Genomic DNA, 22,580 nt, shown 5'->3' with positions numbered 1-22,580 from the left:
CGTTGGGTACTTGGCGAAGTAAAGCACCGGTCTGCCGGTGTCGGCTCTATGTCCCTTGTTGGCGGTGCCTGTTGTGCCTCAGCGTCTCAACGCCTCAGCAGGACCCGTCGCGTGGCGCGCGCCAAGCGGGCCGCCGGGCGTCGGGACAGCGGGGCGGGACCCGAGCGTTCCAGCCACCAGTCGCTCAACTCCCGCTGTACGTCGGCGTCTTCGAGGCGGCCGTGCAGGAGCAGGTGCTCGGCGAAGGCCAGCGCGTCGTGCCGGTAGCCGTCGGTCATCGGGTGGCCGTGCGCGTACGCCAGGAACCGCGGCCGGTACGCCCCCGCCAGGATCTCCGGCAGTTCCGGAGCGACCTTGGCCACGACGTCGGCCCGCTTCGAGGCGAGCGCCCGCGCCTGCACGGCCAGCCGCGTCCGGTCGAAGCCCTCGGGTGCGGGGGTTCCGGCGACGAGTGCGGAGAGGAGGGCGGCCTGAGCGAGGGCGAGGCGCTGACGGGCGGGTTCGGTGCCGGTGCCTGTGTCCGTGGCCGTGTTGTCCTTCGGGGCGCCTCCGTCCCGTACGCCTGAAGACTCGTCGCTTACCTTCGGAGCGTTCTCCACGGTTTCCCGGATCGCCGTCAACTCCCGCGCCAGCTCTGCCGGTTCGGGGAAGTTCTCGTCCCGCTCCAGGAGTACGCCCGGTGGACGCACCCGGGACGCCAGGTCCGCGAGGACGTCGAGGACCGCCGGGGGCACGGCGTGGGCGTGGCTGTCGTGCCAGACGCCGTCGCGTTCGAAGCCGCCGGCGACGTGGACGTAGGCGATGGCCTCGACGGGCAGTTCGTCGAGGGCCTTGGCGGGGTCCTCGCCGCGGTTGACGTGGTTGGTGTGGAGGTTGGCCACGTCGATGAGGAGGCGTACGCCGGTACGGTCGACCAGTTCGTACAGGAACTGCCCCTCGGTCATCTCCTCGCCCGGCCAGGAGAACAGCGCCGCGATGTTCTCGACGGCGAGCGGCACGGGCAGGGCGGCCTGCGCGATACGGATGTTCTCGCACAGGACGTCGAGGGCGTCCCGGGTACGCGGCACGGGCAGCAGGTGCCCGGCCTCAAGGCGTGGCGAGGCGGTGAGAGTGCCGCCCGCGCGGACGAACGCGATGTGCTCCGTGACGAGCGGTGCGGCGAGCGCCTCGGCGCGTTCGGCGAGGGCGGTGAGACGGTCCTCGTCGGGCCGTTCGGCGCCTCCGAGGCCGAGGGAGACGCCGTGCGGTACGACCGTGACGCCGCGTTCGCGCAGGCGCCGCAGCGAGTCGGGGATGTGCCCAGGGCACACGTTCTCCGCGACGGCCTCGACCCAGTCGATGCCGGGCATGCGTTCCACGGCCTCGGCGATCTCCGGCCGCCATCCGATTCCCGTACCCAGTCGCTGCATGGTCCCCTCCTTCACCACGGTTTCACCAGGACCTGTGCGTCGTCTCCTTCGACGGGCCTGTGTTCCGGCGTAACCGGGTCATGGCCCCGGCAGGCGGGGCCGAACCCATCGGTGGGGACGTTCAGAGCAACATTTGAGGTTCGCCGGGCAGAGGCAGAGGCAGAGGCAGAGGCAGAGGCAGAGGCGGTGGGCGCCGATCAGGGTGGTCGCGGTGTGTCGCCCCGTTCGAACACGTCCGTCAGCCCAAGCGTGTCCGTGGCGTGGGGTCCGGCAGCGGGGTGACGAGGGACGGGTGCGCGGTCGTCGCCTGCTCCTTGGTCAGCGCGGCGGTGATCCTGCGGGCCAGGAGCGGGTCGGCCGGGAGTACGTGTGAGGCGAACCAGCGGGCGGCCGACGGGGCGGGGGACGGTTCGGCGAACTCGGGGCCCGCGTAGTCGTCGAGCGGGGGATCGTAGATGTATCCGGTGACCACGCCGTGGTTCACCAGGCGTTCCACGAGGGTGTCGCGGTCGTGGACCAGGAGCGGCACCCGGAAGACGGGAGGAGGGCCCTCGTGGGTGGCTCGGTCGCGCAGTGCCGGGGAGGCCCAGGCGGTGCCCGAGAGCAGGGCGGCGCCGGCCCTGCGGCGGGCGAGGTTCGCGTCGAGGCCCGCCATGCGGAGCTCCAACTGGCCGCGGACCAGGGCTCCGTGGCGGGAGCGGAAGTCGTGCAGGTCGACGCGTACCCATGGCTCGTACGCCTTGAGGCTGGGCGCCTCGCGAGCGCTGCGGGCCAGCCGTGGCGCGTGCAGGGGCATGCGGAAGTCGTCGCGTTCCAGCAGGCCGAGGCGTTGCATCGTGCGCCACACGGGACGCACCAGGTGGAGGCCGCGTACGGCGGAACGCGCCAGCGGGCGCAGTGCCGCGGTCAGGTCGGTGCGCAGGCGGGCCGGTTCGAGGAGATCGTCGCGCAGCAGCTCCAACTCCCGCCTGGTGCGCGCGTCCTCGACGGCGAGGAAACCGCCCGCCATCGCCGCCACATGCTTGGACAGGCTGAACGCCGCCGCCTTCCCGAACGTCCCGATCGGCTGCCCGTCCACATGCGTGCCGATCGCGTGTGCCGCGTCCTCGAGCAGGGGGATGCCCAACTCCTCGCAGCGGCGCCGCAGTTCGACGACGCGGTCCGGCAACCCGTACAGGTTCGTGGTCAGTACGGCGTCCACGTTCCGCCAGGTCGACTCGGGTACGGCGGCGGGGTCGATGTTGCCGTCCCACATGGACACCGGGGCCTGCACCGGGCGCAGTCCGGCCGCGAGGACGACGAAGAGGATCACGTCGTCGTTCACCGGCGACATCAGCACCCGTGCGCCCGGCCGGCACCAGCGTCGTAGTGCCAGGTACAGCGCCAGCCGTGCCGAGGGCGTGTAGACGCATTCCCGTCCGAGCCGCCGTGTCATCGTCGCGGCGAGCCGCGATCCGTACGGCATGGTCACCTCTTCTTGTCGAAGGGCCATCGAGGGGTCGTTCGCGTTCGCGAGGGCGCACGGAGGGGCGTACGCAGGGGCTTGGGCAGGGTGTCTCTCGCGAGGCGAGTGCTCTCGCGTGCGCGTCGATCCGTCGCCCCGCCACAGGACGGCCGGGGGAGGGAAGCCTGCTCAGCGTGCGCGGGGTACGGCGCTGCCGGAGTCGGTCCGGCCCGACGTACGCAAGGAACCGACCGTCTTCAGCAGCCGGTCGGCCGGCTCGCGCAGGGTGGGATGGGCCAGGACCGTGTTCCGCAGGCCGCGCACCGGCCGGCGCCACAGCCGGTGCGCGGTCGCCACCGGGTGAGGGCGGGTCGCGAAGCCCTCGGCGACGCGCAGCTCGCGGGTCTTGAGCCAGTCCTTGTACTCCTTGTCACCGCGGCCCATGTCCATCAGCCGTACGCCGTCCCGGGCCGCCGCCTCGGCCATCCGCAGATGCATGATCAGGCCGGGCGAGTAGTAGCGGAACTCGGGGTCGTACGCGGTGAACCAGGCCGCCAGCACCGTGCGCGATCTCGGCCCGAAGTGGGCGGCCACCGGGCGGTCGCCCGCGTACACCACGGACAGTACGCCGGTGAAGTGCTCCTCGCGCACCTGGAACAGATGGTCGGCCAGGTCCACGATCCACGGCCGCGCGAACCGGTCCATCCGTCCCGTCCTGCGGTACTGGGCGGACTTCCACCGCATGAGCGTGCGCAGCATCCGCGGATCGCGCTCGTCGAAGACGAACCGCATCTCGCCGAGGTCGCGCCCCAGGCGGCGTTCCTTCTTCAGAGTCGTCTTGGCGATCCCCGGGTACGCGGCCCGCAGCCACTGCGCGTAGTCGCCGTCGCCGGGCTTCAGATCGAGCACCGGTGAGGGGAACGTCCCCGTGACGTAGCGGCCGAACGGCTTCTGCTCCTCGACGAGATGGTCGAACTCGAAGACGGACAGCCCGCAGGCGCGCAGCAGTTGTTCGGTGTCCCAGGTGATCCCGGGGCGGTGCACGAGGGCCTGGCAGTCGGAGAGGCCGAGACCTATGGCCCGGCCGACGCCGAAGGAGTTGCGTTCGTACGGGAGGAAGCCGACGGGTTCCCCGTTCTCGTGCAGGACCGCCACCCGGGCCCCGCCGCGGCACTCGCCGATCCCGGCCGCGAACTCCGGTGCCAGGAACGGGTTGGCGTAGTCGGGCGACTCGTCCATCGCCTTGTGCCAGGCCCGGCTGAGCGAGGCGTCGAGATGCTCGGCTCTGTGGATGGTTATGTGCATGCCATTACTGATCGATCGCATGGGCGACCGCCCCCCGTTTCCCCCAACACGCGCTCTCCGCGTCCCACTTGTCCTGCACTTGGCAGAGCTTAAACGTGGCGAAACAGCCCACAGACTGTCAAGGGTGTCTGTTGCAATGAAATGCTATAGATCGTGTAACAAGGTCTGTTCGGGCATATCCGGTGAAACTCAAAGTAACTCCTGGCTACTTGGGGCCACATCGGCCCCTACGGCTCTGCAGTGGCAGGGGGCGGGTGCGTCGGCCACGGCCTTTGTGCATCTGTCGGATTCCAGGGGGTCGGGGGCGTGACATCTGCTCATGGTGCGAGGGAGCGGGGCGCCCTACGTTCGGTGTCGCGGCGTTCCACGCGGGCGATCCCCGCCCGGCTGCGCCGAACGGCCCGGCCTGCCCAGTCGGCCAGGGAGCCGTCAATCCCGTACTGCTCTCGACGGCCTGTACGCGCCGGTGCCGTGCCACCGTGCCCCGCCAACGCATCCAACTCCATGGGAGTAGTCCATGAGTTCCGCCAGCAGTCGTACCGTGCCGGGAACCGCCGGGACCCGCCGCCGACCGGTCACGGACAAGGAGTCCGAGGATCCGAGTGCCCCCACATGCCATTGCGGGCGGTCGCTCACCCGATGCGGTGGCTGCCTGACCCTCCGATGCCTCGACTGCGACCCGTACCGCTCAGATGACTGCGCCTTCGCTCTCTGAGCCCCTTGAGCCCTCTGAACTCCCGGAACCCGCGGGACTCCCGGAACCCGCGGAACTCTCCGAGTCGACCGGGGACGAGGGAGGGGACGAGGACGGGAACGAGGCACAGCAGCAGTACTACGTCGTGATCGGCGGCGATGCGGCGCGCAGGGTCTGTGGTTCTCTGCAATCAGCAGGGGACGTCGTGTGCCATATGACCCAGCCCACGGACGAAGAACTGCGACGGGCCCTGGACCGGAAGGTGGCGAGCGTCGCGGTTCTCTTCGACGACGACGCCGAGTCCCTGCGCTACGCGCTCGCCGTCGAGCACATCCGTCCAGGCGTGGCCCTGGTGGTGACGGTCTTCGACCGGACGGTCGCGGGCCAGCTCGAGAGCACGGTCCCCAACTGCCGGGTCACCTCACCGGCCGATGTCGCCGCCCCCGTCCTGCTGGCCGCCTGCCTCCAGCCCGAGTTGCTGGCGCTCCACGGGACGCCCTCGGGGCATGTCGGCGCCCGCTGGGGCGAGGACGCCGTACGTCTCGAGCCGTACCGGCCGCCGCGCTCCCTGAGATACCGGGCCCGGCTGGGCAAGATCAGGGGCCAGCTGCGACCGCACGACGGCAGCTCACGGATCATGCTGACCGGCCTTGCCGGTCTCTTCGCGGTGCTGTTGGCGGACTGGATCTGGTCGGTGACCCTCAACCACCGGTCGCCGGTGGAAGCCCTCTTCGAAGCGGCACGGACCCTGGCGACCGTCGGCCCCGCTGCCGCGCACGGCGGGACCGCCTACCTGGTGTTCAGCAGTTTCGCCATGCTGATCACCATCGTGTTCACCGCCGTCTTCACCGCCGGAATGGTCGACCGTCTGCTGGCCCCGCGCTCGATCGGCATGGTGGGCCCCAGGGCGCTTCCCCGCGCGGGCCACGTGGTGGTCGTCGGATTCGGACAGGTCGGGCTCCGGCTGTGCACCCGGTTGCAAGGGCTCGGCCTCGGTGTGATCGCGGTGGAACGCAACCCGGCGGCCCCCAACCTCCGGCTGGCGAAGGCACTCGGCATCCCCGTCGTCGTCGCCGACGCCCGGGACAGGTTCGTGCTGCGCAAGCTCGGCCTCGACACGGCCCAGGCCATGGCCGCAGTCGCCTCCGACGACCTGGACAACATCGCGGTGGCCGTGGCCGCACGGGCCGTCGCACCCGATCTGCGGGTCGTCATCCGGGCGGGCGACCACGAGGCCATCGCCGAGACCCAGTCCTTGTTCAGCATCGGCATCGTCCGCGACCTCGCCAGCCTGAGCGCCGCCTACACGACCGCGAGCCTGACCGGCCTGCGGCCACGCGGAGTGCTGCCGCAGGGCCGACGGCTGCTGGTGGAGCGCGAGAACGGGACGTTCACCCGGTGGCCGCACGGGGCGCGGTGCCATCACCAGCAGGACACCTGATCCGGTTCAAGTGATGCTGTTCGATCCGTTCAGGTAATTGACCGTGTCCCGTCAGGTCGCGATTCTGAGACGGCCCCCCACTCTTGGAGAACCGATGCGACCGACAAGCAAGCACGGAACCCGTAGAACCCGTAGAACGCTGACCACGGGCACGGCTGTGTCCCTGACCGGGCTGTTACTCGCCGGTCTCACCGGACTCGGGCCTGCCCAGGCCGACACCGCAACTCCCGCCGCCACAGCGGCAGTTGTAGGTGTACCGACATCCGTCACCCCCCTCACCACCGGGCTGACCATCCCCTGGGGCGTCGACTGGCTGCCCGACGGCTCACACGCCCTGGTCACCGAGCGCGACGACTTCCGGGTCTGGAAGGTTACCCCCGACGGCATTAAGACCCAGGTCGGCGCCGTGCCCGAAAGCCAGACCACCAACGGCGAGGGCGGACTCATGGGCGTCGCCGTCGACCCCGATTGGGCCACCAACCACCACGTGTACTTCATGCACACCGCCGCCGAGGGCAACCGCATCGCCCGCATGACGTACGACGGCACCTCGCTCAGCGGCTACACGGTGATCCTCCAGGGCATCAGGAAGGCCACGTACCACAACGGCGGACGGCTCGCCTTCGGCCCCGACGGCTATCTGTACGCCACGACCGGCGACGCCCAGAACACCGCCCTCGCCCAGGACCGCAACTCCCTCAACGGCAAGATCCTGCGCCTGACCACCTCCGGGGACCCGGCTCCCGGCAACCCCTTCGGCAACCACGTCTACAGCCTCGGCCACCGCAACCCGCAGGGACTCGCCTTCGACCGCAACGGGCGGCTGTGGTCGGCCGAGTTCGGCAACACCCGCTTCGACGAACTGAACCTGATCAAGCCCGGCGCCAACTACGGCTGGCCCACCTGCGAGGGCACCTGCTCGGTCGCCGGGATGACCAACCCGAAGAAGACCTGGACCACCGGCGAGGCCTCGCCCAGCGGCATCGCCATCGCCGACAACGTCGTCTACATGGCCGCCCAGCGCGGCCAGCGCCTCTGGCACATCCCCATCGAGGGCGACACGGAGAACGTGGGCACGGCGACGGCGTACTACGTCGGTACGTACGGCCGCCTCCGTACGGTCGTGAAGGTGCCCGGCAGCGAGCAGCTGTGGCTGACCACCACCAACGCCGACGCCAACGGAGGCCAGCCGGACGGTACGGACCGCGTCCTGCGGGTCACCCTGGGTTGAGGGAAGCCGTCGCTCTGCCGGACGACGCCGCCTACTCAGCCTCAGGTGGCCGGGCGTCGCGCGCCTTCCGGCAGGGCGCCGACCCGCTCGTGTCCCTCGACCGCGACGGTCAGCCCGGGCGCGATCTCCGTGAAGCCCGCGTCGCGTACCAACGGAAGCCCGCTCATGGTGAGTTGGGCCCACAGGGCGGGAGGCGGGGTGCGGACGGAGAGGGGGAAGCCGGCGTCGCGCCAGGCGGTGCGGGCCTCGTCGGGGAGTTCCCACCAGGCGAGTTGGGCGCCGTGGCCGGCCTGGGCCATGGACTTGCCGGCCGACATGTCGACATCGGGGCTCATCCAGAGCACGGGGGCCGTCGGGTCGGGGTCCCCCGGTGCTTCAGGGTCGTCGAGTTCCGTGCCGGAGACCTGGAGGCGGGCCAGGTCCTTGGGCCAGCCGTCCAGGGGGACCGGCGGGAAGACGCGCACCTCGGCCGACCTGCCGGTGACCGTGATGCCGGGCAATGCCTCGGCCCGCCGCCATTCGGCGCCGCGCGCCCGCCGCACCACCTTGCGGATCCGGGCGTCCTGCCAATCCCGCATGGCCTGCGCCCACTCGCCGTCCCCTTGCGACCGCTCGTCGCCGAGCATCACCAGGACGGCGCGGGCAGCGGTTTCGAGTGCGTCCGTACGCGCCGGGGGCTCGCTCCGCTCGATACGGACGACCAACGGCAGCACGTACTGCGGCGCCTTGTCGCGGGCGGTCTGCTCATGGCGGAAGGGGCTGTCCTCACTGTCGGCCTGGCCGCCCGGGGTGCTCGTCTGGTCGCTGCTCACGCCCTCCAGTCTGCCAGGCGGAAGATCGGTTCCTCTGCGCGCATCCGAACGTACGGGTGAGGATGGCCCGCATGAATCGCGAGTTGCTGCTTGAGGGGGTCGGTCGCCGCTACGGCCTCGGCCGCGCCGCCCCATGGGTTCTGCGCGGCGTCGACCTCACGCTGGCCCCAGGCACCCTGACGCGCGTCGAGGGCGCCAACGGCACCGGCAAATCGACCCTGCTGTGCCTGCTCGCCGGAATCGACGCCCCCACCGAGGGCCGCATCACCGGCCGTCCGCGCACCGCGTACGTCCCCGAGCGCTTCCCTGCCGCCCTGCCCTTCACCGCGGCCGGCTATCTGATCCACCTCGGCAGCATCCACGGCCTCTCCCGTGCGGAGGCAGCCCGTGCCGCGGTCGAGTGGCTGGAGCGCCTGGGCGCCGCCGAGTACGCCCGTACGGCGATGTCGGAACTCTCCAAGGGCACCAGCCAGAAGGTCGCGGTCGCCCAGGCCCTGCTCGCCGAACCGGAACTCCTCGTCCTCGACGAGGCCTGGTCCGGCCTCGACAGGGCCGCCCGCGCGGAACTGGAGCGGGCGGTGCTGGAGCGCACGGCCGTCGGCGGCACGGTGGTGTTCGTCGACCACGACCCGCGGCGGCTGGCGGGGGTGCCGGACGCGACGTACGCGGTGGTCGACGGCAACTTGCGTGCGGTTACGGGGAGTTCGGCGCCGCGGGATTCGTACGTGGTCGTCGAGGTCGAGGGATCGGCGGGTGTCGAGCCGCCCGCCGAGGCGACACGGCTGACGGTGTCCGTCGAGGAGCCGGGGCCCGGAAGGCTCCGCCTCACCGTCCCCGAGACCCACTCGGACACTGTTCTCAGGACTTTGCTGACGACCCGCCCGCCGTGGCATGTGATCAGCGTGGGGGAGGAGTCCGCCGCGAACGGCGTACTGACGTCCCGCTCTGCCGACACGGATGCCGAGGTCCGCTCATGACCGCCCTCCGCCCCCTCCTCCGCTACCAGGCGGCCCTCCTGCTGCGTTCGCAGCGCTGGCTACCGCCGGTCATCCTGTACGCGGTGTTCCTGGCCGTCGGAGTCCAGACGGGCCAGCCGATACTGGACTCGCTCGGTTACGCGGCCGCCGCCGTACTCCCGGTCGCCGCCTGGTTCGTACGGATCTGCGCCACCAACGAACCGCCCGCGGCCCGGAGTTGTGTGGGCGCGGCGGCGGGGCCCGTGCGAGCGCATCTGGCCTGCCTGCTCACGGCGTTCGGCGCGGCGGCGCTGCTCGGGGTGGTGGCGACGGTCGTCGTGACGGTGATCAGCGATCCGACCAGCACGAACCACCAGACGCGCCTGCCCATCCTCCCGGCGGGCGGGGCCGGGCTCGTCGCCGCGCTGGTATGCGCCCTGCTGGGCACGGCCGTGGGCGCGCTCACGACGTGGCCGCTGCTGCGGTCGCCCGGCCGGGCGGTTCCGGCGATGCTGCTCGGGGCGGTGCTGGCGCTGGTGGTGACGGGTTCGCCTGCGCGGGCGGCGATCAGCGACCTGGTGACGGGCTCGCAGGCGGGGACGGTACCGGCGCCTCTGCTGCCGCTGATCGGTGCCGGCGCGACGGCAGCGGCGGCCATTGCGGTGGCTTGCGCGCTCACCACCCGCCGAGGCTGATCGCCGTCCGGCGGTTGGGCGGGGCGCCTACGGGGGTGGTGGGTGACACTGCGTGTCGCGGCTGCGGGTGCGTTGTGGCTGGTCGCGCAGTTCCCCGCGCCCCTGAAGGCAAAAAGCCTGCGACTTCAGTCACCCACGCCACGACGAAACCCTTCCTTTGCCCTCCGGCGGGAGGGGGCGTGGGCCGGTGCGTCGTATGCCCGTCGCGTAGCTTCGGTCTCGGAGGACCAGGGCCTTGTACCAGGCCAGGGCCGTATGCCCTGTTGGCGACGGGCTGACGCACCGGACCGCGGCCCCGCACCCACCACCCACCCAGGGGCGCGGGGAACTGCGCGACCAGCCACGACGGCGCCGCAGCCGACAACGAACCCAGCCGCCCCACCGCCGGAGGCACTCGGTTACGCCGCGTCCAGTCGGGCCAGCTCCTCGGCGGACAGCTTCAGCTCCGTCGCGGCGACCGAGTCGCGGATGGTCTCGGGGCGTGAGGAGCCCGGAATCGGTATCACCACCGGCGCCTTCGCGAGCATCCACGCCAGGCACACCTGCTGCGGGCTCACGCCGTGCGCCTGCGCCACGTCCGCGAACACGGCGAACCGCGAGCCCAGCTCACCGGCCTGTGCGATCCCGCCCAGCGGGCTCCACGGCAGGAACGCGATGCCCAGTTCCGCGCAGAGCTCCAACTCAGGTTCGCTGGAGCGGAATTTGGGCGAGAACTGGTTCTGCACGCTCACCAGCCGACCGCCGAGGATCTCGCCCGCCTGCCGGATCTGATCGGGATCGGCGTTGGAGATGCCCGCGAAGCGGATCTTGCCCGCGTCCAGCAGATCGCGGATCGCCCCGACCGACTCCGCGTAGGGGACCCTCGGGTCCGGCCGGTGGAACTGATAGAGCCCGATGGCCTCGACGCCGAGCCGCTCAAGCGACGCGTCGCAGGCCTTCTTCAGGTACTCCGGCGAGCCGTTCTGCGTCCATGAGCCGTCGCCCGGACGCAGGTGACCGCCCTTCGTCGCGATCAGCACGTCAGAGGTGTCTCCGCCGTACTCGGCCACCGCACGAGCGATCAGGGACTCGTTGTGGCCGACCTCGTGGGCGTGCAGGTGGTAGGCGTCCGCGGTGTCGATCAGGGTCACGCCGGCCTCCAGCGCGGCGTGGATCGTCGCGACCGAACGCCGCTCGTCGGGGCGCCCCTCGATGGACATCGGCATACCGCCCAGACCGATCGCGCCGACCTGGACCTCACCGATGGTGCGTGTCTGCATGGAGGTTCCTCCTGGGGGAGTCATTCGGTACGCCCAGCCTCCACCTCGACGTTTTTGCCGTCCAACACGAGAACCTGATCGCTTTCAGCAGCCGTGGTGATGAATCGCCCGGCATCGCGTGGCGGGCTACCTTCGCCAGGGCCCCGTCACCGCGAACGTCGTCCCCGGGCGATAGCAGTTCACGTACATCGTCTTGCCGTCCGGGGAGAAGGTGACGCCCGCGAACTCGCCCCACTCCGGCTCCTCGGGCGTGCCGATGTTCTGGCGGTTGCGGGCCATCGCGTACACCTCGCCGCGGCGCGTCACGCCGTACACGTGCTGGGCGCCCTCGCCGTCCTCGCAGACCATCAGACCGCCGGTGGGGGCCAGGGCGATGTTGTCGGGGGATTCGCCGGGGAGTTGTACGTCGGTGTCGGGGCCGAAGACGATCACCAGGGTCAGGCGGCGGGCGTCGGGGTCGTAGCGCCAGATCTGGCCGTAGTGGTCGGCGGCGGAGCCCTCGGCGCTGCGGGCGAAGGAGGAGACGAAGTACACGCTCCGTCCGCCCCAGTAGCAGCCCTCCAGTTTCTGGGCGTGGGTGATGCCCTTGGGGCCGAAGTTCTGGAGGCGGATGGGGGTCTGGGCGGCCAACGGGTCCGGTACGTCCGCCCACTCGATGCCGTCGAACGTGGCGCCCGTCTCCTGGATCGTGGAGAGGTCCGGTACGCCCGGCACGCGCATCGCCTGGAGCCGGCCGCCCGCGCGGAGCGAACCGCAGCCGCCCTCGGGCTTGTTGGGCAGGAAGCGGTAGAAGAGACCGAAGGGCTTCTCGAAGGCGTCCTCGGTCTCGTAGACGATGCCGCGCTTCGGGTCGACGGCGATCGCCTCGTGCTGGAAGCGGCCCATCGCGGTGAGGGGCACGGCGCCCGTACGGTGCGGATCGGCCGGGTCGACCTCGAAGATGAAGCCGTGGTCCTTGGTGTAGCCGTTGGTGCCGGCCTTGTCCTCGTTCTCCTCGCAGGTCAGCCAGGTGCCCCAAGGGGTCGGCCCGCCCGCGCAGTTGACGGCGGTACCGGCGATGGCGACCCGTTCCCCGAGCACCTTCCCGCGCTCGTCGAGCGTCAGCGTCGTACAGCCGCCCTTGCCCATCGGGTCGTACGTCAGCCCCTCGACCGTCGGGACGGCGAGTGTCGCGGTGTTGCGGTTCTCGTGGTTGCGGACCAGGTGGACGCGGCCTGAGTGCCTGTCCGCGGAACGCCCGGCGAAGGCGGCCATCCCGTCGTGGTTGCCGGGCACCTTGCCCTCTCCGGAGCGGAGTTCGTCGCCCTCGCGGGACAGCACGCGATAGCGGAAACCTTTCGGCAGGTCGAGCAGGCCCTTGGGGTCGGGGACGAGGGGGCCGTATCCGGAGTGGCCCAGCGCGGTGGCCGTACCGGCGAAGAGTTCGGACAGGGCACCGGAGAACGCGATGCCTGCTCCCAGGGCACCGGACCGGGCGAGTACTTGCCGTCGTGTGGCGGACATGGGGCGACCTTCCTGTTGGCGGACAGGATGCGGACAGGACTGTGACCCGCACGTGTGTACCACGCGGTGAGGGCTGAGTGAACCACGCGCGTGGCGTGGCGCCTCACTGATCGTCAGACGACTCGGGTGACTCGGACGGCGACTGATCGCCAGGCGACCCGGGCGGCGGGGGAGTCGGGGACGGTGGGGGAGTCGGGACAGCCGGGGGACTCGTGGGCTCGCTCCGTTCCCGTTCGCCAAGCGCCGGCGCGGCCTGCTGCGCCCGCTCCAGGAACCGCAGCAGCTCCACCGGGAACGGCAGCACCAGCGTCGAGTTCTTCTCGGCCGCGACCGCCACCACCGTTTGCAGCAGCCGCAGTTGGAGCGCGGCGGGCTGGTCGGACATCACCCCGGCGGCCTGCGACAGCTTCTTCGAGGCCTGGAGTTCCGCGTCGGCGTTGATGATCCGGGCCCGACGCTCCCGGTCGGCCTCGGCCTGCCGGGCCATCGACCGCTTCATCGTCTCCGGCAGCGACACGTCCTTGATCTCGACCCGGTCGACCTGCACACCCCAGCCCACCGCCGGGCTGTCGATCATCAGCTCCAGGCCCTGGTTGAGTTTCTCGCGGTCCGACAGGAGGTCGTCGAGGTCGCTCTTGCCGATGATCGAGCGCAGCGAGGTCTGCGCCATCTGCGAGACCGCGAAGCGGTAGTCCTCGACCCGGATGATCGCGGCTGCCGCGTCGACCACCTTGAAGTAGACGACCGCGTCGACCCGCACCGTGACGTTGTCCCGCGTGATGCCCTCCTGGGCGGGCACGGGCATCGTCACGATCTGCATGTTCACCTTGTGCAGCTTGTCGATGGCGGGGATGATCATGGTGAACCCGGGCGGGCGCGGCTCATCGCGCAGCCGCCCGAGCCGCAGGACGACACCCCGCTCGTACTGCCTGACGATCCGTGCCGCCGCCGCGAGGTACACCAGCCCCGCGCTCCCGGCCGCCACGCCCGCGGCCACCAACTCCTCAAGCATGATGACGACCCCCTGCCGTGCGAGTCTCCGCCGTTCGAGCCCCTGCCCGTTTCGAGTCGCCGCTTACGTCGCTCTGAACCGCTCTATGTCGTTCTTTTAACGGTATGCCTGTAACGGTATGCCTGGTCCGAGGCTCGGTCGAGCCTCGGACCAGGTCTGATCACAGGTGGTGAGGTCCGGCTACGGCGTGTTGACCTTCACCGGTTCGGCCCCGGACGCGCTGACCCTCACCGGCTCCGTCCCGGTCGCGCTGTGCCGCTCGGCCCAGTTCTCCAGGGCCGTACGGCAGGCGTGGTCCAGGTGGTGCAGTCCGGACAGGTCCAGCTCCACCGGCCGGTCCTGGGGCAGCGCCTCCAGGCTGTCGAGAATCTTCGGCAGCCGCAGGAAGGTGGCGTTGCCGGACAGGTACGCCTGTACCGGACCCGCCCCCTTGTCGATGATCTCCAGCTTGATGTGCGAGGCCTCCCAGGCCGTCTTGGCGATGGCCAGACCGAGCCCGATCAGGACGCCCTCGAACATGTTCACCGCGACGATCGACACGGCCGTGACGATCAGGATCAGCGCCTCGCCCCGGTGATCACGCCACATCGACGCGATCCCCCGCAGCGGGATGAGCTTCCAGCCCGCGTGCACCAGGATGCCCGCGAGTGCCGGCAGCGGAATGTAGGCGAGCACCGCGGGCAGCAGCGCCGCGAACAGCAGCAGCCATACGCCGTGCATCACCCGGGACGCCTTGGTCTTCGCGCCCGCCTGGACGTTGGCGGAGCTGCGCACGATGACCGCGGTCATCGGCAGCGCGCCCAGCACACCGCAGACGGTGTTGCCCGCGCCCTGCGCCATCAGCTCCTTGTCGTACTCGGTCCGCGGTCCGTCGTGCAGCCGGTCCACGGCGGCGGCGCTGAACAGCGACTCCGCGGAGGCGATCAGCACGAAGGCCGCGATCGTGCCCAGCAGGCCCACGCTCGCCAGGTCACCGAAGGCGCCGAGCCCCGGCGGCTGGATCGATTCGAGCAGGCCCTGGACCTCGACGGTCGCCACGGGCAGCGAGAACACCAGCGCCACGATCGTGGCGAGCGCGACCGCGCCGAGCGCCCCCGGCACCGTACGGACCTGCCGCGGCAGGTGCTTCCACAGCACGAGTACGGCGATTGTGCCGGCCCCGAGCCCGAGCGAGGCCAGCGCCTCGGCGGATCCGGCGGAGTCGGCGAGCAACCCCGGCAGTCCGGCCAGCTTGGCCAGACCGGAGGCCGGGGCCCCCACGCCCGCCGCCGAGTAGAGCTGCCCGGCGATCAGCACGAGCCCGATCCCGGCCAGCATGCCCTCGACGACGGCCACCGAGATGGCCCGGAAGTAGCGCCCCAACTTCAGGGCGCCCATGAGGAGTTGGATCAGTCCGGTGGCCAGCACGATGACACCGAGCACGGGCAGCCCGAACTCGCGTACGGCCTCGAAAACCAGCACGGTCAGACCGGCGGCCGGACCCGAGACCTGCAGGCTGCTGCCGGGCAGGAACCCGGTGACGAGCCCGCCCACGATGCCGGTGACCAGGCCGAGTTCGGCCGGTACGCCGGAGGCGACGGCGACGCCCACGCACAGCGGCAGGGCGACGAGGAAGACGACGAGCGAGGCGGTGAAGTCCTGCCGCAGATAGGGGTACTTGGTGAGCATCGTGGCCTCAGAGCTCCGTGAAGACGTCGGACTGAGCGTCATGAGCCAGTACGGAGCCGGTGTGGATCTCGTAGAACCAGCCGTTCAGGCGTAGCTGACCGGCCGTCAGGCGACGCTCCACGCACGGGTACGAGCGGAGCCGGAGCAGCTGGGCGAGTATGTGGCCTTGAACGGCGTCGGTGACGGTCGGGTCCTCAACTGCCCCTGCTGGCTTGGGCGTTGCTTGCGTGAGCCAGTCGCGGACGGCGGGTACGGCGGTCAGGTCCTCGTCGCGTACCAGGGCGCCGACGGCACCGCAGTGGGAGTGGCCGCAGACGACGATGTCGTCGACTCCGAGGACCTCCACCGCGTACTCGATGGTGGCCGCCTCGCTCGTGGGGTGTTCGGAGGCGTACGGGGGGACGATGTTGCCCGCGGTGCGCAGCTCGAAGAGTTCACCGGGCCGGGCTCCGGTGATCAGGGCCGGGACGACCCGCGAGTCGGAGCAGGTGATGAACAGCACCTGCGGGGACTGGCCTTCGGCGAGGCGGGCGAACTCCTCCGGACGCTCGGCGGACTGCTTCCGGAAGGAGCGGGCGTGATCGATGAGGGGCTGCATGTGTCAGTTCCTCCTGGCGCGCCGTGGGGGGCGCGTCGGTGTGTACCAGGCGTGCCGTCACGGCACGTCGGTTGACGAGACAGAGCGCATACGGGCACGTCGGCACGACCCCCACGTCGCGCGCTCGGCAGACGTGGCGTGGTGAGGGTGGGACGTGAACGGTTCGTACCCGGCGGTCAGATCAGCAACGGAAGACCTGAAGTGCCGCTGGGGTATGGGCTCTTGACGATCTGGTCGTACGGAGCGACGCGGCTGCCCCGGTGTGTGCCGGGTCCCCGTGCTCGGTCGCCGGGTTCCTGGCGACCAGTGCGCGCGCGGGTGTCTCCTGGGCGGAGTCCGTGGAGCGCTGCCGGTCGCGGGCCCTGAGGGGCGCCGTCTCGGCGTTGAGATGCTTGCCCTCGCCGCAGCCGGCCGGTTCGGCTTCGACCGCGGCTTCGGTCCTCGGGTGTGCGGACGCGACGGAGGCGGTGGGAGCAAAGAGCTGCAGGGCCAGTAGGACGGCGGCGAGTACGCCATACAGCGTCCGGGCCGTCGTGCCTCGTAACATGCGCCCCCTCTCAGCCGCTCTCCGGTCAAGGCTTCTCACGTCAACAACCAAGTTAACGCGGGAAGTTGTTTGCAGGGTTAACTTAACGTTTCACCCTGAAGAGAACCTGAAAGGGTCCGCGAAAGTTCCCGGAGTCAGTTCTCCACCAGCCCCTTCGCGTCGCGGGCCAGCGCGGTGAGCCGGGAAATGGCCCGGAAGTACTTCTTCCTGTAACCGCCCTTCAGCATCTCCTCGCTGAACAGCTGATCGAAGGGCAACCCCGAGGCCAGGACCGGCACTTCGCGGTCGTAGAGCCGGTCGGCGAGGACGACGAGCCGCAGCGCGGTCGACTGGTCCGGGACCGGCCCCACATCGGTGAGGCACACCGCCTTCAGGCCGTCGGTCAGCGCGCCGTACCGGCTGGGGTGCACCCGGGCGAGGTGCGCCAGCAGGTGCGGGAAGTCGTCGAGCGCGGCGCCTTCGGTGGCGTACGCCGCCTTGGTGACCTGCTCGTCGGAGAACGGCGGCGGGGCCTCGGGCAGTCCGCGGTGGCGGTAGTCCTCGCCGTCGATGCGCAGCGCGCGGAAGTGCGCGGACAGGCCCTGGATCTCGCGCAGGAAGTCGGCCGACGCGAACCGGCCCTCGCCGAGCTTGCCGGGCAGCGTGTTCGAGGTGGCCGCGAGCGCCACGCCCGCCTCCACCAGCTTGCCCAGCAGCGTGGACACGAGGACGGTGTCGCCGGGGTCGTCCAGCTCGAACTCGTCGATGCACAGCAGACGGTGGCCGGACAGCGTCTTCACGGTCTGCTGGAAACCGAGTGCGCCGACCAGGTTCGTCAGCTCCACGAAGGTGCCGAAGGCCTTGAGCGCGGGCTCCGCCGGGGTCGCGTGCCACAGGGAGGCGAGCAGGTGGGTCTTGCCGACGCCGTAGCCGCCGTCGAGGTAGACACCGCGGGGGCCGGCCGGGCGGGCCTCCGGCTTGCGGGAGAACCAGCGGCGCCTGCCCGCACCACTGGCGTGCGCCCCGCCGAGCCCGGTCGCGAAGCCGTCGAGCACCCTGACGGCCTTGCTCTGGCTGGGCTGGTTCGGGTCCGGGATGTACGTACTGAAGCGGACCGAGTCGAAGCGCGGCGGCGGCACCATCTCGGCGACCAGCCGGTCCGCGGGGACGTGCGGCTCGCGGGCGCACAGGGACAGCGGGGTCGCTTCGGCGGTGGGGCCGGTCCCGGAGGCTGCGGTGGAAGTGGACACGCTTACTCACTCTAGGCCCTGTCGTCAAGCTCCCGTCGTCCGCCCGGAGGGCGGGCCCTGCGGCGTCAGGTGCGTGCTCTCGGCGTGCCGGGCACAGGCCCTCGTACTGGGCGTACTCGGGTCTGTGCCCGGTGCGGCGAGTGGGGGCACCTCCCACGCCCTTAAGGCAGTGGGGGAGCGTGCATGGCGTCGTGGGGCAGACGGGAGCTTGACGACAGGGCCTAAGGGGCGTGCCACACTGCCGATATGCGACGCCTGTTCCCTGTGACCGACGAGACAGCGCCCTCCGGCGGCGACGCGGACCGCGAGTGGAGCCTGGCCGAGCTGGCCGCGGCCTACGCGTATCCCGAGCACGGTCCTGGCGGCCGCGAGCCCTGGCTGCGGGCCAACATGGTCTCCACGCTCGACGGCGCCGCCCAGCACGACGGCCGCTCGCAGCCCATCTCCGGCGCCACCGACATGCGGATCTTCGGCACGCTGCGAGGGCTCGCGGATGTGGTGCTGGTCGGTGCCGAGACGGTGCGGCAGGAGGGCTACCGGCCCGCACGCGCGCGTGAGGGCTTCGCCGCGCTCCGCGAGGCGGCAGGCCAGGGACCGGCGCCCGCGATCGCCGTGGTGAGCGCAAGCCTCGAACTGGACTTCACGCTGCCGCTGTTCACCTCGCCACTGGTGCCCACGCTGCTGCTCACGGGAGCCGCGGCGGCTCCCGACCGGATCGCGACCGCCGAGAAGGCCGGCGCCCAGGTGGTGATCGCCGGGGACGGGATGGGTGTGGACCCCGCCCGTGCCGTACGCGCCCTGGGTGAGCGGGGTCTGCACCGGCTGCTGACCGAGGGCGGGCCGCGGCTGCTCGGTCAGCTGGTCGCGGCGGGGGTACTCGACGAGCTGTGCCTGACGGTCTCCCCGATGCTCACGGCGGGGGACGCGCAGCGCATCGCCGGGGGGCCTCGGGTGGCGGTGCCCAAGCGGTTCGAGCTGACGTCTCTGATGGAGGAGGCCGGGTTCCTGTTCAGCCGATACCGTCGGACGTGACGCAGCGGAGCTGATCTTCCGGGTCTGCTGCCGGGGGCACACTGGTTCCCGCGGTATCCGTACGGGTACGGGGCAGGATGATTTTCGCGGGCCTGGAAACGGGCCCACGGAGGAGGCAGGGCCAACGACGGCCCTCGGAGGAGAAGGGGCGCCTGTCGTGTTCACAAGCGTTTTGATGATCGAGAAGGCCCTCACGTCCGCCGACGTGGAGTTCGTCACCAGCTTGCACGGGGACGAGGAGGTCGCCTTCCACGTGCTGCTCCAGCCCCGCGGCGAGCAGGCGGCCCGGCTGCTGCGGGCCATCGACGACGTGGCGCTCGGCTCGCTGAACGAGGCGGCGCGCGAGCTGGAGGCTCCCGCCGGGGAGCAGGCGATCAGTGAGGGGCAGCGGGCCCTCGACGTTTCGCTGGTCGCCCTGCGGGCTGCGGGTGCGCAGGCGGTGGGGCGGTTGATCGAGCACCACCCCTTGGACTCACTCAAGTCCCTTGTCGACGAGACCGGCGCCGATGAGGTGATCGTGCTCACCGATCCCCACTACGTGGAGGAGTTCTTCCACCGTGACTGGGCCTCGCGGGCTCGGCACAAGGTGGGGGTGCCGGTGTTGAAGCTGTTCTCGCACAGCAAGGTCTGACGCTCCGCTGGGCTGGGCAGGGGAGCGCCGTGGGGGGCTGGGTTCGTGTTTTGACTGCGGGCCGTCTGTGGCTGGTCGCGCAGTTCCCCGCGCCCCTTGGGTGGGTGGTGCGGAGTCGTGGGCCGGTGCGTCAGCCCGTCGCCAACAGGGCATACGGCCCTGGCCTGGTACAAGGCCCTGGTCCTCCGAGACCGAAGCTAAGCGACGGGCATACGACGCACCGGCCCACGCCCCCTCCCGCCGGAGGGAGAGCGCGGGGTTCGTTGTGGCTGATGGCAAGACAGGACCTGCGCGACGGGCATTTGACGCACCGGCCCACCTCCGGCCGGTGGGCAAGTGCGGCACGGAATAGGCTGGGGGCGCGCCCCTGGGGCGCGAACCGTTGTCGTACCGCACCCTTGGGAGAAACACGCATGGCAGCTGGCCTTCCTACCGCCATGGACCGACCGCACTTCATCGGGATCGGTGGGGCCGGGATGTCGGGGATCGCGAAGATTCTTGCTCAGCGTGGGGCCAAGGTGGCGGGGAGTGATGCCAAGGAGTCCGCGACGGCTGAGGCGCTGCGGGCGCTGGGGGCGACCGTGCACATCGGGCACGCTGCCGAGCACCTTGCCGATGACGCCACGTGCGTGGTCGTCTCGTCCGCGATCCGTGCGGACAATCCGGAGCTGGCCCGGGCCGCCGAGCTCGGGATCCCGGTGGTCCACCGGTCGGACGCCCTCGCCTCGCTGATGGAGGGACTGCGGCCCCTCGCGGTGGCGGGTACGCACGGCAAGACGACGACCACGTCCATGCTGGCGGTGTCGCTGTCGGAGCTGGGCCTTGCTCCCTCGTACGCGATCGGCGGGGACCTCGACGCCCCCGGCTCGAACGCGCTGCACGGCGACGGGGAGATCTTCGTCGCCGAGGCCGACGAAAGCGACCGCAGCTTCCACAAGTACGCGCCCGAGGTGGCGATCGTGCTGAACGTGGAGCTGGACCACCACGCCAACTACGCCTCCATGGACGAGATCTACGAGTCCTTCGAGACGTTCGCGGGCCGCATCGTGCCCGGCGGCACACTGGTGATCTCGGCGGACCACGAGGGCGCGCGGGAGCTGACGTCGCGGGTTTCCGGTGGGCCCAGGGTCGTGACGTACGGCGAGGCCGAGGACGCGGACGTACGTATCGTCTCGATCGTGCCGCACGGTCTGAAGAGCGAGGTCACGGTCCTGCTCGACGGCGAGGAGCTGACCTTCACGGTCTCGGTGCCCGGTCGGCACTACGCGGGCAACGCGGTCGCCGCGCTGGCGGCAGGCGTGGCGCTCGGCGTCCCCGCGGCCGAGCTGGCGGAGGCTCTGGGTGCGTACACCGGAGTCAAGCGCCGCCTCCAGCTCAAGGGCGAGGCGGCGGGCGTGCAGGTCATCGACTCGTACGCGCATCACCCGACGGAGATGACCGCCGACCTGGAGGCGATGCGGGCGGGCGCCTCCGGCCGCATCCTCGTCGTCTTCCAGCCGCACCTCTTCTCCCGCACCCAGGAACTGGGCCGGGAGATGGGCCAGGCCCTGTCCCTGGCCGACGCGTCGATCGTCCTCGACATCTATCCGGCGCGCGAGGACCCGATCCCCGGCGTGACGAGCGAGCTGATCGTCGACGCGGCGCGGGCGGCGGGCGCGGAGGTGACGCCGGTGCACGACAAGGCGGACGCCCCGGCCGTGGTCGCGGGAATGGCCGGGCCGGGTGATCTCGTTCTCACCATGGGCGCGGGTGACGTGACCGACCTGGGCCCGCGGATCCTGGACCGACTCCAGTCGAAGTGAGGGGCTGAGCTTCATGTCGTACGACATCGAAAAGCCGGACGAGCAGTGGCGAGCCGAGCTGACCCCGGCCGAGTACACGGTCCTGCGCCAGGCCGGCACGGAGCCCGCGTTCACCGGCGAGTACACCGACACCAAGACGAAGGGCGTCTACTCCTGCCGCGCCTGCGGCGCCGAACTCTTCACCTCCGACACGAAGTTCGAGTCCCACTGCGGCTGGCCTTCGTTCTACGACCCCAAGTCGGCGGACAACGTCGAGCTGATCGCGGACCGGTCGCACGGGATGGTGCGGACGGAGGTGCGGTGTGCCAGGTGCGGCTCGCACCTGGGGCACGTCTTCGAAGGGGAGGGGTACCCGACGCCCACGGACCAGCGGTACTGCATCAACTCGATCTCGCTGCGGCTGACGCCGGACGAGGGCTGATGCTGGTGCGGTGGGCTCGCCAGTTCATTGGGCACATGGATGGGAGATGCGCTGGACGGTACCCGGCGTACAGCCTGACTCGTCTGCCGCTCCGCATTTCCGCAGGTCAGAGGCCATGTTTATCGGCTAGACAAACCCTCGGGGTCGGATCCGGGGCGAATCCGGGCTACACGTATCGTCGTTTCTGTCTCCTAGCCATGCCGCATATAGGGCATTCCGGGTGTCAACTGCGGTTCCGTGCCGCTCTGTAGGAGACATCTCGGACTCTGATCTACTCGGAGTACATGTACGAGGTGTCCTCTTGCCGGCCTGCTCTGGCTGAACTTGAGCACCGATGGTGCGTCCCTGTGCGGTCGGCTCGGGGCGCGGTGACGACGTTGCCGTCGTTCCGTTTCCCCGAGCCGCCGACCCGAACCGGACGTGCGTGTCTCCACGCATCCGGCTCTCCACGCGTCTTGCCCTGTAGTCAGCCTGTTCCGGCTGCCGGTTCGATGGTCCACGGAGTCGGGATACGTGCTCCGCGGTAGCGATAGCGTTCGATCTTGACGCTGGATGCGCCGAGGAACGCGATCTCGCCGTCGGCGAACCGCCACCCCTGGTCACAGAATCTCTTCAACTGGCTGCTGGGGATGCTGTGTTTACGGCGGAGCCAGATCGCAACACGGTGCCACGTGTGGTGGTCGACCGTGTTGAAGGTCCGCTTCGCCGAGCCGTGGTGGAAGTAGTACGCCCACCCTCTCAGGGTCCGGTTCAGCCCGGTCAGGAGCTGGGCCAGACTCTGGTTCTGGGTGTTTCTGTAGGTCCGCTCCGAGACCCGGCACTTCACGGCCTGGACGGCCTTCTTGGAGGGCCGGGTGTAGACGTATCGCTTGCTCGTGCCACGTTTCCGCT

At 70.5% G+C, this 22,580-nt stretch carries 20 protein-coding genes; 8 read left to right on the top strand and 12 right to left on the bottom strand.

Annotation, left to right across the window (positions count from 1 at the left end; genetic code table 11):
* Positions 1-86 precede the first annotated feature (86 nt).
* The 3 genes from IEZ21_RS33995 to IEZ21_RS33985 form a co-directional block, all read right to left on the bottom strand.
* On the bottom strand, positions 87-1,409 hold the full coding sequence (locus IEZ21_RS33995; protein ID WP_189325671.1) for an MbnB/TglH/ChrH family RiPP precursor modification enzyme: 1,323 nt from the start codon (positions 1,407-1,409) through the stop codon (positions 87-89).
* A gap of 238 nt (positions 1,410-1,647) precedes the next feature.
* A complete protein-coding gene (locus IEZ21_RS33990) occupies positions 1,648-2,874 on the bottom strand; it encodes a DegT/DnrJ/EryC1/StrS family aminotransferase (protein WP_189325670.1) in 1,227 nt (408 codons plus the stop codon).
* Positions 2,875-3,042: 168 nt separating this feature from the next.
* Positions 3,043-4,158, bottom strand: coding sequence for a GNAT family N-acetyltransferase (locus tag IEZ21_RS33985; RefSeq protein WP_246568431.1), 1,116 nt, complete (start codon positions 4,156-4,158; stop codon positions 3,043-3,045).
* 908 nt (positions 4,159-5,066) lie between these two features.
* Between IEZ21_RS33985 and IEZ21_RS33980 the strand changes: the two genes are divergently transcribed.
* Together IEZ21_RS33980 and IEZ21_RS33975 are read left to right on the top strand one after the other, a co-directional pair.
* Positions 5,067-6,293: an NAD-binding protein gene (locus IEZ21_RS33980; protein WP_246568429.1), complete on the top strand. Its 1,227-nt coding sequence runs from the start codon at positions 5,067-5,069 to the stop codon at positions 6,291-6,293.
* A 94-nt stretch (positions 6,294-6,387) separates the two neighbouring features.
* Complete coding sequence (locus IEZ21_RS33975; RefSeq protein WP_189325668.1) at positions 6,388-7,524, top strand: PQQ-dependent sugar dehydrogenase; 1,137 nt, start codon at positions 6,388-6,390, stop codon at positions 7,522-7,524.
* 41 nt (positions 7,525-7,565) lie between these two features.
* On the opposite strand, the gene IEZ21_RS33970 is transcribed toward IEZ21_RS33975, so the two are convergent.
* Positions 7,566-8,336, bottom strand: coding sequence for an aminoacyl-tRNA hydrolase (locus IEZ21_RS33970; protein WP_189325667.1), 771 nt, complete (start codon positions 8,334-8,336; stop codon positions 7,566-7,568).
* Positions 8,337-8,407: 71 nt separating this feature from the next.
* Here IEZ21_RS33970 and IEZ21_RS48000 point away from each other — a divergent pair, with 71 nt between their 5' ends.
* Both IEZ21_RS48000 and IEZ21_RS47995 read left to right on the top strand, forming a co-directional pair.
* Positions 8,408-9,313: an ABC transporter ATP-binding protein gene (locus IEZ21_RS48000; RefSeq protein WP_246568427.1), complete on the top strand. Its 906-nt coding sequence runs from the start codon at positions 8,408-8,410 to the stop codon at positions 9,311-9,313.
* The gene (locus tag IEZ21_RS47995) at positions 9,310-9,987 is read left to right on the top strand and encodes an ABC transporter (protein WP_246568425.1); all 678 of its coding nucleotides are present in this window, start codon (positions 9,310-9,312) and stop codon (positions 9,985-9,987) included. The genes IEZ21_RS48000 and IEZ21_RS47995 overlap by 4 nt, the downstream gene beginning before the upstream one ends.
* 398 nt (positions 9,988-10,385) lie before the next feature.
* Here IEZ21_RS47995 and IEZ21_RS33960 read toward each other — a convergent pair whose 3' ends face one another.
* The 7 genes from IEZ21_RS33960 to zapE all read right to left on the bottom strand — a co-directional run bounded on the left by IEZ21_RS33960 (position 10,386) and on the right by zapE (position 17,803).
* Complete coding sequence (locus IEZ21_RS33960) at positions 10,386-11,246, bottom strand: aldo/keto reductase (protein ID WP_189325666.1); 861 nt, start codon at positions 11,244-11,246, stop codon at positions 10,386-10,388.
* A gap of 126 nt (positions 11,247-11,372) precedes the next feature.
* Positions 11,373-12,749, bottom strand: a complete 1,377-nt coding sequence (locus IEZ21_RS33955; RefSeq protein ID WP_189325665.1) for a PhoX family protein — start codon at positions 12,747-12,749, stop codon at positions 11,373-11,375.
* A gap of 103 nt (positions 12,750-12,852) precedes the next feature.
* Complete coding sequence (locus tag IEZ21_RS33950) at positions 12,853-13,761, bottom strand: slipin family protein (RefSeq protein ID WP_189325664.1); 909 nt, start codon at positions 13,759-13,761, stop codon at positions 12,853-12,855.
* Positions 13,762-13,941: 180 nt separating this feature from the next.
* On the bottom strand, positions 13,942-15,429 hold the full coding sequence (locus IEZ21_RS33945) for a SulP family inorganic anion transporter (protein ID WP_189325663.1): 1,488 nt from the start codon (positions 15,427-15,429) through the stop codon (positions 13,942-13,944).
* A gap of 7 nt (positions 15,430-15,436) precedes the next feature.
* Positions 15,437-16,027, bottom strand: coding sequence for a carbonic anhydrase (locus IEZ21_RS33940; RefSeq protein ID WP_189325662.1), 591 nt, complete (start codon positions 16,025-16,027; stop codon positions 15,437-15,439).
* A 181-nt stretch (positions 16,028-16,208) separates the two neighbouring features.
* Positions 16,209-16,574, bottom strand: a complete 366-nt coding sequence (locus tag IEZ21_RS33935; protein WP_189325661.1) for a hypothetical protein — start codon at positions 16,572-16,574, stop codon at positions 16,209-16,211.
* A 134-nt stretch (positions 16,575-16,708) separates the two neighbouring features.
* Complete coding sequence (zapE, locus tag IEZ21_RS33930; protein ID WP_189325660.1) at positions 16,709-17,803, bottom strand: cell division protein ZapE; 1,095 nt, start codon at positions 17,801-17,803, stop codon at positions 16,709-16,711.
* A gap of 246 nt (positions 17,804-18,049) precedes the next feature.
* Between zapE and IEZ21_RS33925 the strand changes: the two genes are divergently transcribed.
* The 4 genes from IEZ21_RS33925 to msrB all read left to right on the top strand — a co-directional run bounded on the left by IEZ21_RS33925 (position 18,050) and on the right by msrB (position 21,689).
* Positions 18,050-18,835 carry a pyrimidine reductase family protein gene (locus IEZ21_RS33925; protein ID WP_189325659.1) on the top strand — a complete coding sequence of 262 codons (786 nt, stop codon included), beginning with the start codon at positions 18,050-18,052 and terminating at the stop codon, positions 18,833-18,835.
* Positions 18,836-18,992: 157 nt separating this feature from the next.
* Positions 18,993-19,466 (top strand): indole-3-glycerol phosphate synthase, encoded by a 474-nt coding sequence (locus IEZ21_RS33920; RefSeq protein WP_189325658.1) that lies wholly within the window; start codon positions 18,993-18,995, stop codon positions 19,464-19,466.
* Positions 19,467-19,879: 413 nt separating this feature from the next.
* Positions 19,880-21,268, top strand: a complete 1,389-nt coding sequence (gene murC / locus IEZ21_RS33915) for a UDP-N-acetylmuramate--L-alanine ligase (RefSeq protein WP_189325657.1) — start codon at positions 19,880-19,882, stop codon at positions 21,266-21,268.
* A gap of 13 nt (positions 21,269-21,281) precedes the next feature.
* Positions 21,282-21,689: a peptide-methionine (R)-S-oxide reductase MsrB gene (gene msrB / locus IEZ21_RS33910; protein ID WP_189325656.1), complete on the top strand. Its 408-nt coding sequence runs from the start codon at positions 21,282-21,284 to the stop codon at positions 21,687-21,689.
* A 466-nt stretch (positions 21,690-22,155) separates the two neighbouring features.
* Here msrB and IEZ21_RS33905 read toward each other — a convergent pair.
* On the bottom strand, positions 22,156-22,580 hold a 425-nt coding region (locus tag IEZ21_RS33905; RefSeq protein ID WP_281399633.1), incomplete at its 5' end, for a group II intron maturase-specific domain-containing protein.

Source organism: Streptomyces flaveus (assembly GCF_014647675.1).
Classification (GTDB): Bacteria; Actinomycetota; Actinomycetes; order Streptomycetales; family Streptomycetaceae; genus Streptomyces; species Streptomyces flaveus.
This window is presented reverse-complemented; position numbering and strand designations above follow the sequence as displayed.